Here is a 16,329-nt window from a genome sequence, read left to right on the forward strand (position 1 = left end):
CGACCCCCACCAAACACCCCGACGCAACCACCACCACACACCCCAAAGAACATAAACACGCCCCAAAAGCGGCGCAGGATGAGGCTGGAACGCTTCTCCCCGCGTGGTGATGTGCTGCGCCCCAGGTGCACGGCCAGGCAATGACCCAGTGAGATCCTCGACGACACCCTGGTAAAGGTGGCCGCGCGCTAAGCCCTTTGGGTCGTTCCTATCTTCCTAGGACTCTCAGGGCCAGCTTGAGGGGCTGTTTTCTGCCGCCGCGCCGCCTAGGCTAAAAAATCAAACCCTTACTGAACAATCAGAGCAGCTGATGAGCGCCGCAGCCGGGCAGGGACCAGCCACTATCGAGGAGCACACCATGAGGATTGCCGTCACGGGCGGAAGCGGGAAACTCGGCAGGAGCGTGGTCCGGCGACTCACGCAGGATGGCCACCAGGTGCTCAACATCGACCGCGCCGGTACCCGCGGCAAGGGCTACGTCAACGTGGACCTCCGCAACTACGGACAGGTTCTGGATGTCATCCTGGGCCTGGACGACCAACACCACGGCTTGGACGCCATTGTGCACCTTGCCGCCATCCCGGCACCGGGGCTGGCCCCCGATGCTGCCATCTTCGAGAACAACATGGTGTCCACCTACAACGTGTTCCAGGCAGCACGAAGGGCCGGCATCAAGAAGGTGGTCTATGCCTCCAGCGAGACCGTGCTGGGTCTACCCTTCGAGATCGATCCTCCCTATATTCCGGTAGATGAGGAGTACGCCGCCCGCCCGGAAAGCACCTACTCGCTGGTCAAGCACCTCGAGGAGCAGATGGCCATCCAGCTCACGCGATGGGATCCTGAACTGAGCATCACAGCCTTGCGCTTCTCCAACGTCATGGACCCCGAGGACTACGATGCCTTCCCGTCCTTCGACAATGACGCAACCCTCCGGAAATGGAATCTTTGGGGCTACATCGATGCCCGTGACGGTGCACTGGCAGTCGTCAGGGCGTTGGAACACAGCGAACCGGGATTTGAGGCCTTTATCATCGCAGCTGCCGATACCGTGATGAGTCGAAGCAGCGCCGGATTGGCTGCGGAAGTCTTCCCCGGCGTCGAGGTCCTTAAGGAATTGGGCGAGCACGAAACCATGCTGTCCATTGACAAGGCGCGCAGGCTGCTGGGGTTTGAGCCGGAGCACAGCTGGCGCACCGTCCACTCCAACCGCACTACGCCAACCGAGGACTGAGGCGGGCTGACGCGGGCTTAGGCGCAGGCTAAGGCGCAGGCTTAACGCGCGACGGCCCACCCCTTAGCTGCAGTTTCCTGCAAGCACTCGTAAAGGGATGGGCCGGCGCAGCTTCAGTTGCACCTAGATCATGGTCATCACCATGGCGGGGTCGGCAAGGATAGCGCCGAGGTCGGCAAGGAATCGGGATCCCTGCTCCCCATCCACCAAGCGGTGGTCGAAGGACAGGCTGAGGGACATGACCTGCCGGACCGCGAGTTGGTCATTCACCACCCAAGGTGCCTTCCTTACAGCGCCCAGGGCAACGATGGCGGCCTCGCCCGGATTCAGGATGGGTGTCCCGGCGTCGATGCCAAACACGCCGATGTTGGTGATGGAGATGGTGCCACCGGACAACTCCGACGGCGATGTCTTGCCTGCACGCGCGGTGTCCGTGAGTTCGGTCAACGCCGTGGAAAGCTCACGAAGCGTCAGCCTGTCCGCGTCCTTGATGTTCGGAACCGTCAGGCCTCGGGGTGTGGCGGCTGCGATGCCCAGATTCACGTAGTTGAACTGGACAATCTCCTGGCTGGCCTCATCCCACCGCGAGTTCAGTGATGGGTTGTTCCGGAGCGCCACCAGAACAGCTTTAGCGGCAATGGTCAGCGGTGTCAGCTTGTAGCCGTCGAACGCCTTGTTGCCTTTGAGCCTTGCCAGCAATTCCATGGTTGCCGTGACGTCCACCGTGAGGAACTCGGTCACGTGCGGGGCAGTGAACGCACTCTGCACCATCGCTGCGGCCGTGAACTTGCGGACACCCTTGATGGGAGTGCGGGTCTCGCGCTCACCTCGGGCAGCAGAAACCTGAGTCTCGGAAGGAGCTTCTGTTGCACCGGAAAAGTTCTGGACGTCCTCGCGGGTGATGAGCCCGCCCGGTCCGGTGCCGCGGACGAGTTCCAGGTTGATTCCCAGATCGCGGGCGAGCTTACGCACAGGCGGGGTCGAGCGTGGTCGTTCAGAGACGTCACCCTCAGCCTGCCGAGCCGCCGCAGGTTCGCTAAGCGCCGGTGCTTCCGAGGACGCGGACTTCACGTCCTGGACCTGGCCACGGGCCCGCCGGGTGGGGCGGCCGGAATGCTCGACGACGGCGCCGTAACCCACCAGGTTCGGCTCACGTTTGGCCGGGGCTCCGACTGCTTCAGCGCCAGCAGTTGATGGCGAACCCTTTGTAGAGGTTTCGACGACGGCCCTGTCACCAGAGGAATGGTTTCCGGCGGACTGGTTTCCGGCGGGCCCAGCAGCAGACCGGTCACGCGTATCCGAAACACCGCCACCGTTGGAGGACCCGGCGTCGTCAACCTCAAAGGAGACGATCGGCTTGCCAACCTCAACCACCGTGCCAGGCTGTTCGTGAAGTTCAGCCACCACTCCTGCGAAAGGAGAAGGTAACTCGACAACGGCCTTGGCGGTTTCAACCTCAGCGATGACCTGGTTCAGTGTGACGGTGTCCCCCACCGCTACCTTCCAACTCAGGATTTCCGATTCCGTCAGGCCTTCGCCAAGGTCCGGCAGCCTGAATTCCTTGATCATGGTGGCGGTCATCCTTCCAGTCCGCTCAGGGAGTTGCGCCGGCCCAGGGCGCGGTCCACGCCGTCGAGAATCCTGTCCAGGTCCGGCAGGTGATGCATTTCGAGCTTCGAGTATGGATATGGAACGTCGAAACCGGTGATGCGGACCGGGGCGGACTCCAGGTAATGGAAGCAGCGTTCAGTAATGCTGGCGGCGATTTCAGCGCCAAGGCCTCCGGATTGGCCGGCCTCGTGGGTGATGACCAGGCGTCCGGTCTTACGGACAGAAGCTTCCACTACGGGGTAGTCCACCGGAGCCAGCGAGCGCAGATCGATGACTTCCACCGAAATCCCTTCGTCGGCAGCGGCCATGGCAGCGTCCTTGGCCGTCTTGACCAGCGGTCCGTAGGCAACCAACGTGACATCAGAACCTGCGGTGACCACGGCAGCTTTATCCAAGGGAAGGGCAGTTGAGAGGTCCAGGGTCTCATCCACGTCGCCCTTGTCGTGATAACGCCGCTTGGGCTCAAAGTAGAGGACGGGATCATCGGAAGCGATGGCCTGCTGGATCATGGTGTAGGCATCCTGGGGATTGGACACCGCCACCACCCGGAGGCCGGAGGTGTGGGTGAAATATGCCTCTGGTGATTCGGAATGATGCTCCGGGGATCCGATGCCGCCACCGAAAGGAACGCGAATGGTGATTGGCATTTTGACCCGCCCCTGGGTCCGATAGTGCATCTTGGCTACCTGGCTGACAATCTGGTCGAACGCCGGGTAGATGAACCCATCGAATTGGATCTCGCACACCGGGCGATAACCACGGTAGGCCAACCCTACTGCGGTGCCGATGATGCCCGACTCAGCCAGCGGAGAATCGATCACCCTGTGTTTGCCGAAGTCTTTCTGAAGCCCATCCGTGACGCGGAAGACGCCACCGAGGGCGCCAATGTCTTCTCCCATGAGGACCACTTTGGGGTCATTTTCGAGGGACTTCCGGAGGCCGGCATTGATGGCCCGGGCAAAAGTGAGCTTGGACATCAGAGTGCACCTTCCTCGACGGGCTGGTTGAAGCTGTTCAAATAGCGCGAGTAGTGGTCCTTCTGGCGTTCAATCCAGGAATTGGGAGTGCTGTACACATGATTGAAGACATCCAGCGGCTGCGGGTCCGGCATATCGATGCAGCTGGCCCGGAGTTCGGCGGCCACAGCATCTGCCTTGGATTTCACCCGGGCTTCCATGTCTTCAGTCAGCAGGCCCTTGGCTTCGAGCAGTTTGTGCAGCCTCAGAATGGGGTCCTTGGCGGCCCAGTCCTCCAACTCGATGGGGTCACGGTATCGGGTGGGGTCATCGGCGGTGGTGTGCGGACCCATGCGGTAAGTAACTGCCTCAATAAAGGTAGGTCCTCCACCCTTGCGTGCCCGGTCCAAGGCCACACGGGTGGCAGCCATGACGGCCAGGACATCATTGCCATCAACCCGCATGCTGGGAATACCGAAGCCACTAGGCCTGTCGGCCAGCTGGACGTGGGACTGGACGCGGACGGGCTCGGAAATTGCCCAGTGGTTGTTCTGGCAGAAGAACACCACGGGAGCCTGGTAGCTCGCAGCAAACACCATGGCCTCATTGACGTCGCCTTCACTCGTGGCGCCATCGCCAAAGTAGGCAAGTACCGCGGTGTTGGCACCATCCAGTTGCACACCCATGGCATAACCGGTGGCGTGCAGGCTCTGGGAACCTATGATGATCTGGGGCGTCGCCAGGTTGATGCGCAGGGGATCCCAACCATAGGAGGCGTTGCCGCGCCATACCCGGGCAATCTCGGAGAGGTGGGCGCCCCGCACATAGGCCACTCCGCTTTCGCGGTAGCTGGGAAAGACGAAGTCATCGTCCCGGAGTGAGCGGCTTGAGCCGATCTGAGCTGCCTCCTGACCCAGCAACGGGGGCCACAATGCGAGCTCTCCCTGCCGCTGGAGAGCCGTAGCTTCCGCATCGATACGGCGAATGACTGTCATGTCCTCATACAAGGAGCACAGGTGCTCATCACCGATGTCCTTGACCCAGATATCGAATTCGGGATGGCTGATGCGTTCGCCTTCCGGCGACACCAACTGGAGCAGATCTCCGCCAGTCCTCAAAGGAATTTGTGCACTATGTCCTGGGTCTGGAGTGTGGTGCACTCCTTTGCCCGCCTGATCCGTCAACACAGGTGATCGCAACCTTCCGGCTCGTTTTCGTCGGCGCTGGCAGGACTTGTGATCCTGCCGCAGACCGGCCCTCCGGCACCTTCGCCGAAGTTAACTGTGACCCTACTCACAAGTGTCAGGGGGTACAACCACCACTTCAAAGATTGATCATTTTGCCCTGTATGGCGCCTCTCGACCGTGCTAATCTTGCGCATTATGCAACCCTTGGATGGCACTGATACCCGGCTCCTTTCGGCCATGGCGAAAGATCCCAGAGGGACCGTAGTGGCCCTGGCTCAGAAGCTCGGCCTGTCCAGGAATACCGTCCAAGCCCGCATGGCGCAGCTTGAAAAGAAACACGCGTTCCTCTCCTTCGAACGGCGCATCAATCCCGCAGCACTGGGGTATCCGCTCACGGCCTTCATCACTGTCCATGTGCAACAACAAAAACTGGCCTCACTCTCCGAAGACCTTGCAGACATCCCCGAAATCCTTGAAGGATTCGGCCTGACGGGCTCCGCGGACCTGCTTCTGCGCGTGGTTGCCTTGGACGCAGAGGACCTCTACCGCATTAACGGAAAGATCCTCGGCTGCGACGGGGTGGAACGGACAGACACGGCGCTGGCCATGCGGGAGATGATCCCGTACCGGGTGCAACCGCTGCTGGGACGGCGCTCTGGCGAGTGAAAATGGCCATTCACCTGCGGTAGCCGTTCACCTGCAGTAAGCCATTCACCCGCAGCGAGCCATTCACCTGCAGTACGGGCCGCGCAGTACTTGCTCGCCGCACCCGCATAGGATTTGATGCAAGAGGACGCATCGGGGGCCGGCCAGAGGACCCCGGCTATGTGGTGGCGCTACCGAAGGCTACCGAAAGGGGCACTACCGTGAGCAACCCGCAACAACCCGACCAGCCCGAGCCGAACAACCATCCCGAGCCGAACTACCAGGGCCAGAACCCGCCACCGGTTCCACCCGGCCCCGGGTACCCGCCGCAGACTGGCGCCCCGTATCCACCGCAGACGGGAGCGTCCCCGCAAACCGGCGCGTCGCCGCAGTGGCAACAGCCGCCGTCGACCGCTACCCCTCAAGGCAACCCGCAGTACGCGGCGCCCGGCACCGACCCGTACGCCCAGAATCCTTACCCGCAGGGCCAGAACCCTTACGCCCCGGGCCCGAATCAGCCCGGGCAGTATCAACCCGGCCCCTACGGCCAGCAGCCACCGAAAAAGAGCCGGAAAGTTCTGTGGATCGTCCTGGGCATAGTTGCGGGAGTGATCGTGCTGGCGGTGGTGGGTGTGCTGCTGCTCGTCAACCTGGTGGGGAACGCGACGTCAAAAGCCAGGACCCTGGCGGATGAATTCACCAACCTGGTGGTGTCCGGCCAGACCGAGCAGGCCTATGACAACTACTTGAGCCAGCCGCTGAAAGACGAATTGGACAAGCAGTCGTTCCTGGACGGCATTGCCAGCCTGGACCTGGACAGCTCGTGCAAGCCGAACTACAACTCAGTCAACGTGAACTCGGAAAACGGAAACAACAAAGCCAACCTCGCGGGAACGTTGCAGTGCGACGGCAAGACGATCAACCTCCAGTACGTCTTTGAGGGCACCGACGACCTCAAGATGAGCAGCATCCGCCTCCGCCCCTAAAGGTTCGGGAATTAATTCCGCTTAACACCCATCCACCTGCGCATATGGTCCGAATCACTGCCTGAGAGCCCCAACCGGGGCTCAGCAGGACGGCCGGGGTTTCCGGCCATCATCGGAAGGTCCGGACCATGCGTACTTCGCCCAATCGCCTGATCGCCACCATCTTCGGCGCCGTCTACCTCTTGGTAGGCGTCCTCGGATTCTTTGTCACCTCGGGAATCGGCTTCTTCGCCACTGAGGGTGCCAACCTCATCATCTTCGCCGTGAATCCGCTTCACAACATCATCCACTTGGCCATTGGCGCCGCACTCCTCTATGCCGGCATGAACAGCGTCACGCTCTCCAAGGGCGTCAACACCACTGTGGGTGGCGTTTACCTCCTGGTGGGCATCCTTGGACTCTTCCTGGTGGGTTCCTCGCTGAACATCATCGCTCTCAACGGCGCGGACAACGTCCTGCACCTTGCCAGCGCCGTGGTCCTGCTGGGCGTCGCACTGTCCCAGGACAAGGCCGCCGTAGCTTCCGCCCGCGCCTGATCAGTACCTGATCAGTATCTGAAAGCCCCTGAACAGAATCTGAAATCTCTGAACAGGGATCTGATCACCGTTTGACAAGCGAGAGGACGGCGAAGAGCCATGGAACGCAAAAATCACCCCACGCTCAGCGCAGCGACCCTGCTGTTCGTGTACTTCGCAGCAATGGCCGCCGGGATGGTGGAGCTTTCCCTTGCAGCCGGATATCTCACGGGAAATGAAGCGGTGACACCCGGCCTGGTTGTTGCCGGTGCGGCAACCCTCGCAGGCGGCCTGGCATTTTTGGCTTGGTCGCTGTGGGGGCTGCACCGCAACACCTTGGTCCTAGCTCGATACGCACTTCCTGTCCTCGCCCTGACTGCTGCTGCACACCTTGCAGTGACGGTGGCCGGGGTCAGCACCCAGCGCTCACTGAATGTGAGTCACTTTGCCGCTCTTGGCCTGACGCTCATGGCAGTTGCCGGGGCTGGCTGGCTGAAGCGGCAGCACCAGACCAGCGACGGCGGCGCCCACGGCCAGCCAAGGACCGGGCGGCTTCTGGCAGCCGCGTTCGGAGCCGCCGTCGTTGTTGCTTCAGTAGCAACCCCCGGCCTGGCCGCCTCGATGGCTGGACAGCATGCTGTCCCGCACGGAGAGCACGGCCAGTCGCCCTCCGGAGAAAACGGCCAGGGCTCCAATCCCGCCCTGGACCGGGGTCACCACCACTAACTGGCGATGACCGAACGGGCGCACCATCAACACTGCCCACTGTTGATGGTGCGCCTCGTTCGTGGATCATGGAGCCATGGATCCCCTTGAGGCGCTCGACGAAATCTCTTTCTGGCTCGAACGAAGCCAGGCCCCCACATTCAAAGTCCAGGCGTTCCGGAAAGCAGCCGACGCCGCACGGCAGCTTTCGCCCGAGGACCTGAAGAAACTGGTGGGCTCGGGACGCATCACCAGCCTCAAAGGCGTGGGCAACCGCAGCGCCGAAGTCATCACCCAGGCGCTGGAAGGCCGGGTTCCCGACTATTTGGTTGATTTGCGTGAACGTGGCACCGAAGCGCTGGCCTCCGGGGGCGACACCCTGCGGGCAGAGTTACGCGGGGACCTGCACAGCCACAGCAACTGGTCCGACGGCGGCTCCCCCATCGAAGCCATGGTTGCCGCTGCACGCACCCTCGGCCGCGAATATCTTGCACTGACTGACCACTCCCCCAACCTCACCATCGCCAATGGCCTCAGCGTGGAACGGCTGGAGAAGCAACTGGGCGAGGTGGACGAAATCAACGCATCACAGGATGGCTTCCGGTTGCTCAAAGGAATCGAGGTGGACATCCTTGAAGACGGCTCCCTGGACCAGACCCCGGACATGCTGGACCGTCTGGATGTGGTGGTGGCCAGCATTCATTCAAAGCTTCGATCAGACAAAAAGACCATGACCACGCGAATGTTGGGCGGCATCAGTGATCCGCACACCAACGTCCTGGGACATTGCACAGGCCGCTTGGTCCAGGGTTCGCGGGGGACCCGGCCCGAGTCCGAATTCGATGCCGCCAAAGTCTTCAAGGAATGCGCGGAGTGGGGCGTCGCCGTCGAAATCAACTCCCGGCCCGAACGCCAGGACCCGCCGGATAACCTCATCAACATGGCCCTCGACGCCGGCTGCCTGTTCAGCATCGACAGCGACGCCCACGCTCCCGGCCAGCTCGATTTCCTGCAGTACGGTGCGGAGCGGGCCGAAGCCCTTGGCGTGCCCAAGGAACGGATTGTCACCACTTGGCCTCTGGCACAGTTGAAGGAGTGGTTGAGCCTGAAGAAGTAGCACCCCACACAAGGGCTCCTCCCGCAATTCTTCGCAGGAGGAGCCCTTGTGTGATGGCGTCGTGGTGCCGGAGTTAGTGGTCTACCGCCTTCTCAGCTCCCACACCGGTCAGCGAGCGCACTTCCATCTCCGCCTGCTTGACCGGATCTTCGCGCCGCTTGTCCAGGACCGTTCCCAGCCAGCCGAGGAAGAAGGCCAGCGGGATGGACACAATGCCCGGGTTGCTCAGCGGGAAGAGGGCGAAGTTGGCTCCGGGGATCATGGAGGTCTTGGCGCCCGAAACCACAGGTGAGAACGTGATCAGCAGGATGGCCGCGGCCAGGCCACCATACATGCTCCACACCGCGCCCTGGGTGGTGAACTTCTTCCAGAACAGGGAGTACACGATGGTGGGCAGGTTCGCAGACGCCGCGACGGCGAAGGCAAGTGCCACCAGGAATGCAACATTTTGGCCGTTGGCGAAGATGCCGCCCAGGATGGCCAGGACACCGATCACCACGACGGTGCGTCGCGCCACCTTTACCTCGGTGTCCGCGTCGGCTTTGCCCTTGGAGATGACGTTCGCGTAGATATCGTGGGCGAAGGATGCCGCCGCCGTAATGGTCAGACCAGCCACCACCGCCAGGATCGTGGCGAAAGCGACCGCCGAGATAAAGCCCAGGAGCAGCGGCCCGCCCAAATGGAATGCCAGCAGCGGTGCTGCCGAGTTCACCCCGCCGGGTGCGGACTTGATGGTTTCTGCGCCCACCAGCGCGGCTGCCCCATAGCCCAGTACCAACGTGAAGAGGTAGAACAGGCCGATGAGCCAGATGGCCCAGACAACGGATTTGCGGGCTTCCTTGGCTGTGGGCACGGTGTAGAAGCGCATCAGGACGTGTGGCAGGGCTGCTGTTCCGAGGACCAGTGCCAGGCCCAAAGACATGAAGTCGAGCTTGGACGTTTCGGTCTTGCCGTACTGCAGTCCCGGGTTGAGGACGGCCGGATTGTTGGCCGCCTCGGCCGCCGAACCCAGCAGGCTGGACACGTTGAAGCCGTAGATCGCCAGCACCATTGCTGTCATGACGGCGGCACCGGCAATCAGCAGGATGGCTTTGATGATCTGCACCCAGGTGGTGCCCTTCATGCCGCCGATGAGTACGTACATGATCATCAAAGCGCCGACGACGATAATCACCAGGGCTTGTCCGCCCCAGTCGCTGATGCCCAGCAGGAGCGAAATCAGGCTGCCTGCACCAGCCATTTGGGCGAGGAGATAGAAGAAGCAAACGGCCAGTGTGGACAGTGCTGCCGCAATCCGCACAGGGCGCTGGCGGAGCCGGAAGGACAAGACATCGGCCATGGTGAACTTGCCGGTGTTGCGGAGCAGTTCAGCCACCAGCAGCAACGCGACAAGCCAAGCGACCAGGAAGCCGATGGAGTAGAGGAAACCGTCGTAGCCGTTGATCGCGATGGCGCCGGTGATCCCGAGGAACGAGGCCGCGGACAGGTAGTCGCCGGCAATGGCGGTGCCATTTTGGGAGCCTGTGAATGACCGGCCGGCCGCATAGTAGTCTGCCGCCGTTTTGTTGTTCCGGCTTGCCCGGAAGACGATCACCATGGTGACCGCCACGAAGAGGGCAAAGATGCCCATGTTGAGCAGCGTCGTGTCTTTCAGAGCTTCGACGTTGACTGCCGGGACCATGGTGTTCATTTCTTAACCCCGCTGATCACATTGCCGTCCTTGTCGAATTCGTGGCCCTCAATCTCGTTGCGGATCTCAGCAGCGATGGGGTCCAGCTTCCTGTTGGAGTAGCTCACGTACCAGGCCGTGATGCCGAAGGTGGTGACGAACTGAAGCAGTCCGAGAATCAGTCCGACGTTGATGTTGCCCCAGACCTTGGTGGACATGAAGTCCACCGCATAGGCGGCCAGGAGAACGTAGGCGAAATACCAGAGCAGGAATACGACGGCCATCGGGAAGACAAAGCTGCGGTGCCGCTTGCGCAGAGTCTTGAACCGTTCCGTTTGCTGGACTTCCTGGAAGTCCACGGACGCCGTTGCGTCCTGGGGTTGGGCCTCATTACCCATGGTTCCTCCTGAGTGTGATGTGTCCACATCAGCTGCACACGCTTTGCCAATGTGACTGCAATCACTATCGAACGCGCTGCGGTCCTGTTCCAGAGAATCGTTGACTGCCGTCGCTCAGCGGTTGTGATGCTGCGCCAAACGGTGGCTGCAAGGAGAACAACCGGGCAACGGGCGGACGTGCGGCTACGCTGGCCTCATGCCCGATTCCCCGCTCTTCACCGCAGCCGCGATCGCCGTGATCGTCCTGGCAATCGCCGTCGTGGTGGGTGTTGGCCTCAAGGTGATCCGATCGTTCCGCGACCTGGGAACGGACGCCGAACGAGCCACGTACAACACGCTGCATGCAGCATCCCGCGCCGGGCAGCACCTTCGCGGTGGCCTCCACCCCGCCGGTGCAGCCAAGGCAAGCAAACAACTGCGTGTCCTGCTGGGCTGCGATGCGTTGGCCATCACGGACACGGACTCCGTGCTCGCCTGGGACGGCGCCGCTGAGGAACTCCGGCCAACACTGATGCGGCTCGCGGCGGAGGTTCTGGACACGGGCCGCACGGTGGTGGTTCCCCGCGCCGGTCACCCCGCCACCTCCGACCATGGACACCACGATTTCAGCGCTGTGATCGCACCCATCCGGGCTGGATCCAGTGTGGTTGGTTCGGTGGCCGCACTGGCTCCTGCTGCCGGAGCCGGGCTGGTGAGGGCCACCAGCGAAGTAGCCGACTGGATTGCCGCGCAGCTGGAGCTGGCCGAGCTGGAATCGTCGCGCACCCTCCTGATGGAAGCCGAGGTCCGGGCACTCCGTGCGCAGATCAGCCCACACTTCATCTACAACTCGTTGAATGCCATTGCCTCGTTCATCAACACGGACCCGGCCCGGGCCAGGGAGCTCGTGGTGGAATTCGCTGATTTCACCCGGTACTCGTTCCGGCGGCATGGGGACTTCACCACCGTGGCCGAAGAACTTCGCTGCATAGACCGCTATCTCCTGCTGGAAAAGGCCAGGTTCGGTGAGCGGGTTCAAGTGAGTCTGCGGATCGCTCCCGAAGTCCTCAGCACCGTCATCCCGTTCCTCAGCCTTCAACCATTGGTGGAGAACGCCGTCCGGCACGGATTGGAGGCCAAGGAAGGCCCGGGACACATCACTATTTGCGCGAATGATTCCGGCGCGTTCGCCGAAGTGACCATCGAAGACGACGGCGTGGGAATGGACCCGGAACATCTGCGCTCAGTACTCGCCGGACACACGGACGGCGATCACGTGGGACTTCGCAATGTGGACGCCCGCCTGCGGCAGGTCTACGGCGACGAGCACGGGCTCGTCATCGACACGGCGCCGGGCGAAGGGACCCTGATCACCATGCGGGTGCCCAAATCCCAGCCCGACCACGACGCCTGAGCCTGCCGCTAGTCTATTAATCATGATCAACGTGCTCGTCGCCGATGACGAACTGCCCGCCGTGGAGGAGCTCGCCTTCATGTTGGGCCGGGATGAGCGCATAGGCGCCATCCATCGGGCATCATCCGGTGCCCAGGCTCTGCGGACCCTTGAAACAGAGTCCGTGGACGCAGTGTTCCTCGACATCCACATGCCGGCGCTCTCCGGGCTGGACATCGCACGCGCCATTTCCCGCAGCAGCCGTCCGCCCGCCGTCGTGTTTGTCACCGCAGACGAAGACTGTGCGCTCGAAGCCTTTGACCTCGCCGCCGTCGACTACCTGCTGAAACCCCTCAGGGCGGAACGGCTGTCTCGTTCCGTAGACCGGATCAGTGAGCTCATCAAGGACGGCACTCCCGCCCCTGAGATGATCACAGTGGACCTCGGCAGCACCACCCGCATGATCCGCCGCGACGACGTCACCTATGTGCAGGCCCAGGGCGATTACGCAAGGCTGCACACCGCCGAAGCCAGTTACCTGATCCGGGTGCCCCTCAGCGATCTGGAACAAAAGTGGGCGGACGCCGGATTCATCCGCATCCATCGCTCGTATCTGATCGCCCTGAACCATGTACAGCACGTGAAGCTTTCCGCGACGGGGCCGAGCGTTGCGGTGGCCGGGGCTGTTCTGCCCATCAGCCGCAGGCACCTGCCATCGGTCAGGGACAAGCTGCACACCACCCGCATCCGGCCGCAGGGATGACACGCGTCCGCGTCACGGGCCCACGGCAATCCGCCACGGCCGCACCGGGCAGGTCGCCTTATCCCCGTGAGGTAACCGAGGACTCCGACTCCGGACGGATTTTCATCCGATCCCTGATCCGGTCCCAATTGAGGCTGGCCTTGGTGGTGGCCTGCGGATTCCTGATCATTCTCGCCGTGTTTGCTGTCTTCCTGGTCTACGGACCCGGGGTGGCAGAAACCCGCATCTTTGGCATTCCGTTGGATTGGCTAGTGCTCGGTGTGGGCATTTACCCGGTGATTGGTTTGAGTGCTTGGCTCTACAACCGTGCCGCGGCCCGAAATGAGGCCCGCTACAGGGATCTGGTGGAGGACAAGTGAATCCTGCTGTTGGCCTCTTCGCATTTCTGGCCGTTTCCCTCGCGACGGCGGTCATTGGCTTCTACGGCCTGCGCATCTCACGGACCACCGGTGACTTCTACGTCGCCTCACGAACAGTCCCGCCCTGGTGGAACGCTTCCGCAATCGGCGGCGAGTACCTTTCAGCCGCCAGCTTCCTGGGCGTCGCAGGACTGATCCTGCTTTCAGGAACCGACGCGCTGTGGTTCCCCGTGGGATACACCGCGGGCTACCTCATGCTGCTGCTCTTCGTGGCCGCTCCCCTGCGTCGTTCCGGCGCCTACACCATCCCGGATTTCACCGAAGCGCGGTTGGACTCCAAGCTGGTCCGCCGGGTCACCAGCCTGATGGTGGTGGCCGTCGGCTGGCTGTACATTGTGCCGCAACTCCACGGGGCAGCGCTCGCCATCCGGATCACCACTGGCCTGCCATCATGGGTAGGCTCCACGGCGGTAGTGGTGGTTGTGTGCCTGACAGTGGCGGCAGGCGGCATGCGCTCCATCACTTTCGTTCAGGCTTTCCAGTATTGGCTGAAACTGACCGCGTTGGCCGTGCCCGTAGTCTTCGTGCTGCTGGTTCTTGCCAGCAACGGCACACAGCCGCAGGCACCCCTGCCCGTCAATCCCACCGGCCAAGGTGCTGCCGGAGCCTACCAACACATATCACTCTTGGTGGCGTTGCTCTTCGGAACCTTGGGCCTCCCCCACGTCCTCGTAAGGTTCTACACCAACCCTGACGGCCAGTCGGCCCGCCGGACAACGCTGATTGTGCTGGGACTGCTCTCCGTCTTCTATCTCTTTCCCACACTCTCCGGGGCGCTCGGCAGGATGTTCGCACCAGAGCTGGCACAATCCGGACAAGCCGATGCCCTGGTCCTGTTGCTGCCCGGCAAGCTTGTGGGAGGCCTGGCCGGCGACCTTCTGTCCGCCCTGGTGGTGGCCGGAGCTTTCGCCGCCTTCCTGTCCACCACGTGCGGGCTGGTTGTTTCGTTGTCCGGCGTCATCAGCCAGGACCTCTTTGGGGGAAGCGTGAGGGGCTTCCGCCTCGCTGCGGTGCTCGCCGCCGTCGTGCCTTTGGGGTTTGCGTTGATGACTGACACCCTTGCGCTGGCCGGAAGCGTAGGCTTGGTCTTTGCCTTCACGGCATCCACTATTTGCCCGCTGCTGTTGCTGGGAATCTGGTGGCGCGGGCTCACCGATGCGGGCGCCATCGCGGGCATGCTGACCGGGGCCTTCCTTTGCGGCGGCGCCATGGTGGCGGGCACCCTCATGGGGCCTGGGAATGCGCCTGTGTGGCTTGCTCAGCCTGCGGCGTGGAGCGTCCCAGCTGCCTTCGCGGCGACCGTGACGGTGTCCATGATGACCAAGAACCGCGTCCCGGCCTCGGTAAATCGCGTGATGTCGCGCCTGCATGTGCCGGAGAGGCCGGTAGCGACGGAGAGGTAGCGGCCCTGCAAACCGTTGTCCGTTGCCACCGCAGGGTGGACAATGGCGCCATGTCCGAGGAACCGGGTGCGGCCAGTCCAGAACCATCGTCGCCCGCACCGGAATTGTCCCCCAGCGTCCGCGCTCAAATACTGGCCACGGAACACTGGAGCCTGCTGGCATCAAGGAGCACCACCCAAGGCGAAGTCCTCACCCGCATCAGCATGTTCCTGACCTTCACGTCAGCCTGCCTGCTGAGTGTGGCGCTGGTAGGCAACGCCACCCAGTTCTCAGATGCCTTCCGGGCCTTCGCGTTGACCATTCTGTGCATCGATCTGGTAGTTGGCCTGCTCACCCATATCCGGGTGATGAGCGTAGGCATGGAGGACCTCATGTATGTCCTGGCCATGAACCGCCTGCGTGCCGCTTATCTTGACTTGGATCCCGGGGTCCGTCCATACCTTATGGCTGGGCACCACGATGATGAGCCAGGCGCCAAACGAACCTACTACTTCCTTGGCGGTCGGACCGATTTCAGCCAAGTGGCCGGCAGCAGCATGGTGTTCATGGGTTTCGTTAACTCAGCACTGCTTGCCTTGCTGCTCGGCTCGGCACTGTTGACCGTTGGTCTTCCCGCGATTGCCGCTGTACCTCTTGCGGTCGTGGCCGCACTGGCCTTTTTCGGCACATCGCTGGTCCGCGGACATCGACGTTATTTGGAGGTGTGGAAGAACAATCCGCCCGTTTCTCCCACGCCCCGTTAGTACAGGCGTGGTTTAGTCGATGGCTGCCATGAGCTCTACAACCCGGGCGAGAAACGCGTCCACCTGAGCTTCTTCGTAACCGTCAGCGCCCTTGGCGGCACGAAAAACAGCCCGGCGCACAGTGTCCACGCTCAGAGCCTGATCGTGCTCGAGGTACCCGATCAGCTCAGCACACAAGGCATCAACGTCCTGGACGTCGTAACTGCGGGTCCTTTTCCCCGACGGGCGACGGAACCGTTCGCCGTCGGGCCTGTGAAGCCTGCCGCGGAGAATGCCTGAGAGCTTGCCAATTTGCCGCAGCCAGGCTTCTTCGCCCTGCTGGCTGATGAGGTCGTCCCTCTCCCGTCGCGCGAACGCGTCCTCCAACCGGTCCAGCGCGGCATCGACGCTGTGAGCGTCGTAACCACCTTTTACGGGATCAAAAGCCACAGCCCTGACGTCAACGCTGGCCACCTGGTCCGCTGTACCTACGGGGTTCTCAAACGATGTCCGGGCGCGCTGGAGGAACTCGTCAACTTGCTTGGCGTTATAGCCGTATTTGCTGCGCTCCACACGATCAAACGTTGCGGGAATCTGGCGTCGAATATCCAAGGCCACTAGTTTTCCTTC

17 protein-coding genes are annotated in these 16,329 nt (G+C 62.2%); 11 read left to right on the forward strand and 6 right to left on the reverse strand.

Going from position 1 to position 16,329, the window contains the following annotated elements; genetic code table 11:
- The first annotated feature begins 358 nt into the window (after nucleotides 1-358).
- Nucleotides 359-1,231, forward strand: coding sequence for an NAD(P)-dependent oxidoreductase (locus CQ020_RS18760; RefSeq protein WP_024820296.1), 873 nt, complete (start codon nucleotides 359-361; stop codon nucleotides 1,229-1,231).
- Nucleotides 1,232-1,354: 123 nt separating this feature from the next.
- Here the strand turns inward: CQ020_RS18760 and CQ020_RS18765 are convergent, their stop codons facing one another.
- Genes CQ020_RS18765 through pdhA form a run of 3 tightly spaced genes read right to left on the reverse strand, consistent with a single transcriptional unit; the run spans nucleotide 1,355 to nucleotide 4,985 of the window.
- Nucleotides 1,355-2,812: a dihydrolipoamide acetyltransferase family protein gene (locus tag CQ020_RS18765; protein ID WP_105693223.1), complete on the reverse strand. Its 1,458-nt coding sequence runs from the start codon at nucleotides 2,810-2,812 to the stop codon at nucleotides 1,355-1,357.
- On the reverse strand, nucleotides 2,809-3,819 hold the full coding sequence (locus tag CQ020_RS18770; protein WP_105693224.1) for an alpha-ketoacid dehydrogenase subunit beta: 1,011 nt from the start codon (nucleotides 3,817-3,819) through the stop codon (nucleotides 2,809-2,811). Before CQ020_RS18770 ends, CQ020_RS18765 begins: the two co-directional genes overlap by 4 nt.
- Nucleotides 3,819-4,985: a pyruvate dehydrogenase (acetyl-transferring) E1 component subunit alpha gene (pdhA, locus tag CQ020_RS18775; protein ID WP_105693225.1), complete on the reverse strand. Its 1,167-nt coding sequence runs from the start codon at nucleotides 4,983-4,985 to the stop codon at nucleotides 3,819-3,821. Before pdhA ends, CQ020_RS18770 begins: the two co-directional genes overlap by 1 nt.
- A 195-nt stretch (nucleotides 4,986-5,180) precedes the next feature.
- On the opposite strand from pdhA, the gene CQ020_RS18780 reads away from it, so the two are divergent.
- The 5 genes from CQ020_RS18780 to CQ020_RS18800 all read left to right on the forward strand — a co-directional run bounded on the left by CQ020_RS18780 (nucleotide 5,181) and on the right by CQ020_RS18800 (nucleotide 8,953).
- Nucleotides 5,181-5,651 (forward strand): Lrp/AsnC family transcriptional regulator, encoded by a 471-nt coding sequence (locus CQ020_RS18780; RefSeq protein WP_024820292.1) that lies wholly within the window; start codon nucleotides 5,181-5,183, stop codon nucleotides 5,649-5,651.
- A 200-nt stretch (nucleotides 5,652-5,851) separates the two neighbouring features.
- Nucleotides 5,852-6,616: a hypothetical protein gene (locus tag CQ020_RS24245; RefSeq protein ID WP_258142085.1), complete on the forward strand. Its 765-nt coding sequence runs from the start codon at nucleotides 5,852-5,854 to the stop codon at nucleotides 6,614-6,616.
- Between the two features lie 128 nt (nucleotides 6,617-6,744).
- The gene (locus tag CQ020_RS18790) at nucleotides 6,745-7,152 is read left to right on the forward strand and encodes a DUF4383 domain-containing protein (RefSeq protein ID WP_024820290.1); all 408 of its coding nucleotides are present in this window, start codon (nucleotides 6,745-6,747) and stop codon (nucleotides 7,150-7,152) included.
- Between the two features lie 99 nt (nucleotides 7,153-7,251).
- Nucleotides 7,252-7,857, forward strand: coding sequence for a hypothetical protein (locus tag CQ020_RS18795; protein WP_105693226.1), 606 nt, complete (start codon nucleotides 7,252-7,254; stop codon nucleotides 7,855-7,857).
- Between the two features lie 76 nt (nucleotides 7,858-7,933).
- Nucleotides 7,934-8,953, forward strand: a complete 1,020-nt coding sequence (locus CQ020_RS18800; RefSeq protein WP_105693227.1) for a PHP domain-containing protein — start codon at nucleotides 7,934-7,936, stop codon at nucleotides 8,951-8,953.
- 73 nt (nucleotides 8,954-9,026) lie between these two features.
- Here the strand turns inward: CQ020_RS18800 and CQ020_RS18805 are convergent, their stop codons facing one another.
- Complete coding sequence (locus tag CQ020_RS18805; RefSeq protein WP_024820287.1) at nucleotides 9,027-10,643, reverse strand: cation acetate symporter; 1,617 nt, start codon at nucleotides 10,641-10,643, stop codon at nucleotides 9,027-9,029.
- Nucleotides 10,640-11,020, reverse strand: a complete 381-nt coding sequence (locus tag CQ020_RS18810) for a DUF485 domain-containing protein (RefSeq protein WP_062067452.1) — start codon at nucleotides 11,018-11,020, stop codon at nucleotides 10,640-10,642. The genes CQ020_RS18805 and CQ020_RS18810 overlap by 4 nt, the downstream gene beginning before the upstream one ends.
- 196 nt (nucleotides 11,021-11,216) lie before the next feature.
- On the opposite strand from CQ020_RS18810, the gene CQ020_RS18815 reads away from it, so the two are divergent.
- Genes CQ020_RS18815 through CQ020_RS18835 form a run of 5 tightly spaced genes read left to right on the forward strand, consistent with a single transcriptional unit; the run spans nucleotide 11,217 to nucleotide 15,720 of the window.
- Nucleotides 11,217-12,413 (forward strand): sensor histidine kinase, encoded by a 1,197-nt coding sequence (locus tag CQ020_RS18815; RefSeq protein ID WP_105693228.1) that lies wholly within the window; start codon nucleotides 11,217-11,219, stop codon nucleotides 12,411-12,413.
- 22 nt (nucleotides 12,414-12,435) lie between these two features.
- Nucleotides 12,436-13,155: a LytTR family DNA-binding domain-containing protein gene (locus CQ020_RS18820; RefSeq protein ID WP_105693229.1), complete on the forward strand. Its 720-nt coding sequence runs from the start codon at nucleotides 12,436-12,438 to the stop codon at nucleotides 13,153-13,155.
- Entirely contained in the window at nucleotides 13,152-13,514 is a 363-nt protein-coding gene (locus CQ020_RS18825) for a hypothetical protein (RefSeq protein ID WP_105693230.1), read from the forward strand. Before CQ020_RS18820 ends, CQ020_RS18825 begins: the two co-directional genes overlap by 4 nt.
- Nucleotides 13,511-14,977 carry a cation acetate symporter gene (locus tag CQ020_RS18830; RefSeq protein WP_105693231.1) on the forward strand — a complete coding sequence of 489 codons (1,467 nt, stop codon included), beginning with the start codon at nucleotides 13,511-13,513 and terminating at the stop codon, nucleotides 14,975-14,977. Before CQ020_RS18825 ends, CQ020_RS18830 begins: the two co-directional genes overlap by 4 nt.
- A gap of 50 nt (nucleotides 14,978-15,027) precedes the next feature.
- Complete coding sequence (locus CQ020_RS18835) at nucleotides 15,028-15,720, forward strand: hypothetical protein (protein ID WP_105693232.1); 693 nt, start codon at nucleotides 15,028-15,030, stop codon at nucleotides 15,718-15,720.
- Between the two features lie 12 nt (nucleotides 15,721-15,732).
- Here CQ020_RS18835 and CQ020_RS18840 read toward each other — a convergent pair whose 3' ends face one another.
- Nucleotides 15,733-16,317, reverse strand: a complete 585-nt coding sequence (locus CQ020_RS18840) for a DivIVA domain-containing protein (protein ID WP_105693233.1) — start codon at nucleotides 16,315-16,317, stop codon at nucleotides 15,733-15,735.
- Nucleotides 16,318-16,329 lie beyond the last annotated feature (12 nt).

Source organism: Arthrobacter sp. MYb23 (genome assembly GCF_002979775.1).
In the GTDB taxonomy this organism is placed as follows: domain Bacteria; phylum Actinomycetota; class Actinomycetes; order Actinomycetales; family Micrococcaceae; genus Arthrobacter.

What these genes read in the sequence shown, in the direction of transcription:
- CQ020_RS18760 (WP_024820296.1), top strand. Translation starts at nt 359, where the DNA reads ATGAGGATTGCCGTCACGGGCGGAAGCGGGAAACTCGGCAGGAGCGTG.
- CQ020_RS18765 (WP_105693223.1), bottom strand. Translation starts at nt 2,812, where the DNA reads ATGACCGCCACCATGATCAAGGAATTCAGGCTGCCGGACCTTGGCGAA.
- CQ020_RS18770 (WP_105693224.1), bottom strand. Translation starts at nt 3,819, where the DNA reads ATGTCCAAGCTCACTTTTGCCCGGGCCATCAATGCCGGCCTCCGGAAG.
- CQ020_RS18780 (WP_024820292.1), top strand. Translation starts at nt 5,181, where the DNA reads ATGCAACCCTTGGATGGCACTGATACCCGGCTCCTTTCGGCCATGGCG.
- CQ020_RS18790 (WP_024820290.1), top strand. Translation starts at nt 6,745, where the DNA reads ATGCGTACTTCGCCCAATCGCCTGATCGCCACCATCTTCGGCGCCGTC.
- CQ020_RS18795 (WP_105693226.1), top strand. Translation starts at nt 7,252, where the DNA reads ATGGAACGCAAAAATCACCCCACGCTCAGCGCAGCGACCCTGCTGTTC.
- CQ020_RS18800 (WP_105693227.1), top strand. Translation starts at nt 7,934, where the DNA reads ATGGATCCCCTTGAGGCGCTCGACGAAATCTCTTTCTGGCTCGAACGA.
- CQ020_RS18805 (WP_024820287.1), bottom strand. Translation starts at nt 10,643, where the DNA reads ATGAACACCATGGTCCCGGCAGTCAACGTCGAAGCTCTGAAAGACACG.
- CQ020_RS18810 (WP_062067452.1), bottom strand. Translation starts at nt 11,020, where the DNA reads ATGGGTAATGAGGCCCAACCCCAGGACGCAACGGCGTCCGTGGACTTC.
- CQ020_RS18815 (WP_105693228.1), top strand. Translation starts at nt 11,217, where the DNA reads ATGCCCGATTCCCCGCTCTTCACCGCAGCCGCGATCGCCGTGATCGTC.
- CQ020_RS18820 (WP_105693229.1), top strand. Translation starts at nt 12,436, where the DNA reads ATGATCAACGTGCTCGTCGCCGATGACGAACTGCCCGCCGTGGAGGAG.
- CQ020_RS18825 (WP_105693230.1), top strand. Translation starts at nt 13,152, where the DNA reads ATGACACGCGTCCGCGTCACGGGCCCACGGCAATCCGCCACGGCCGCA.
- CQ020_RS18835 (WP_105693232.1), top strand. Translation starts at nt 15,028, where the DNA reads ATGTCCGAGGAACCGGGTGCGGCCAGTCCAGAACCATCGTCGCCCGCA.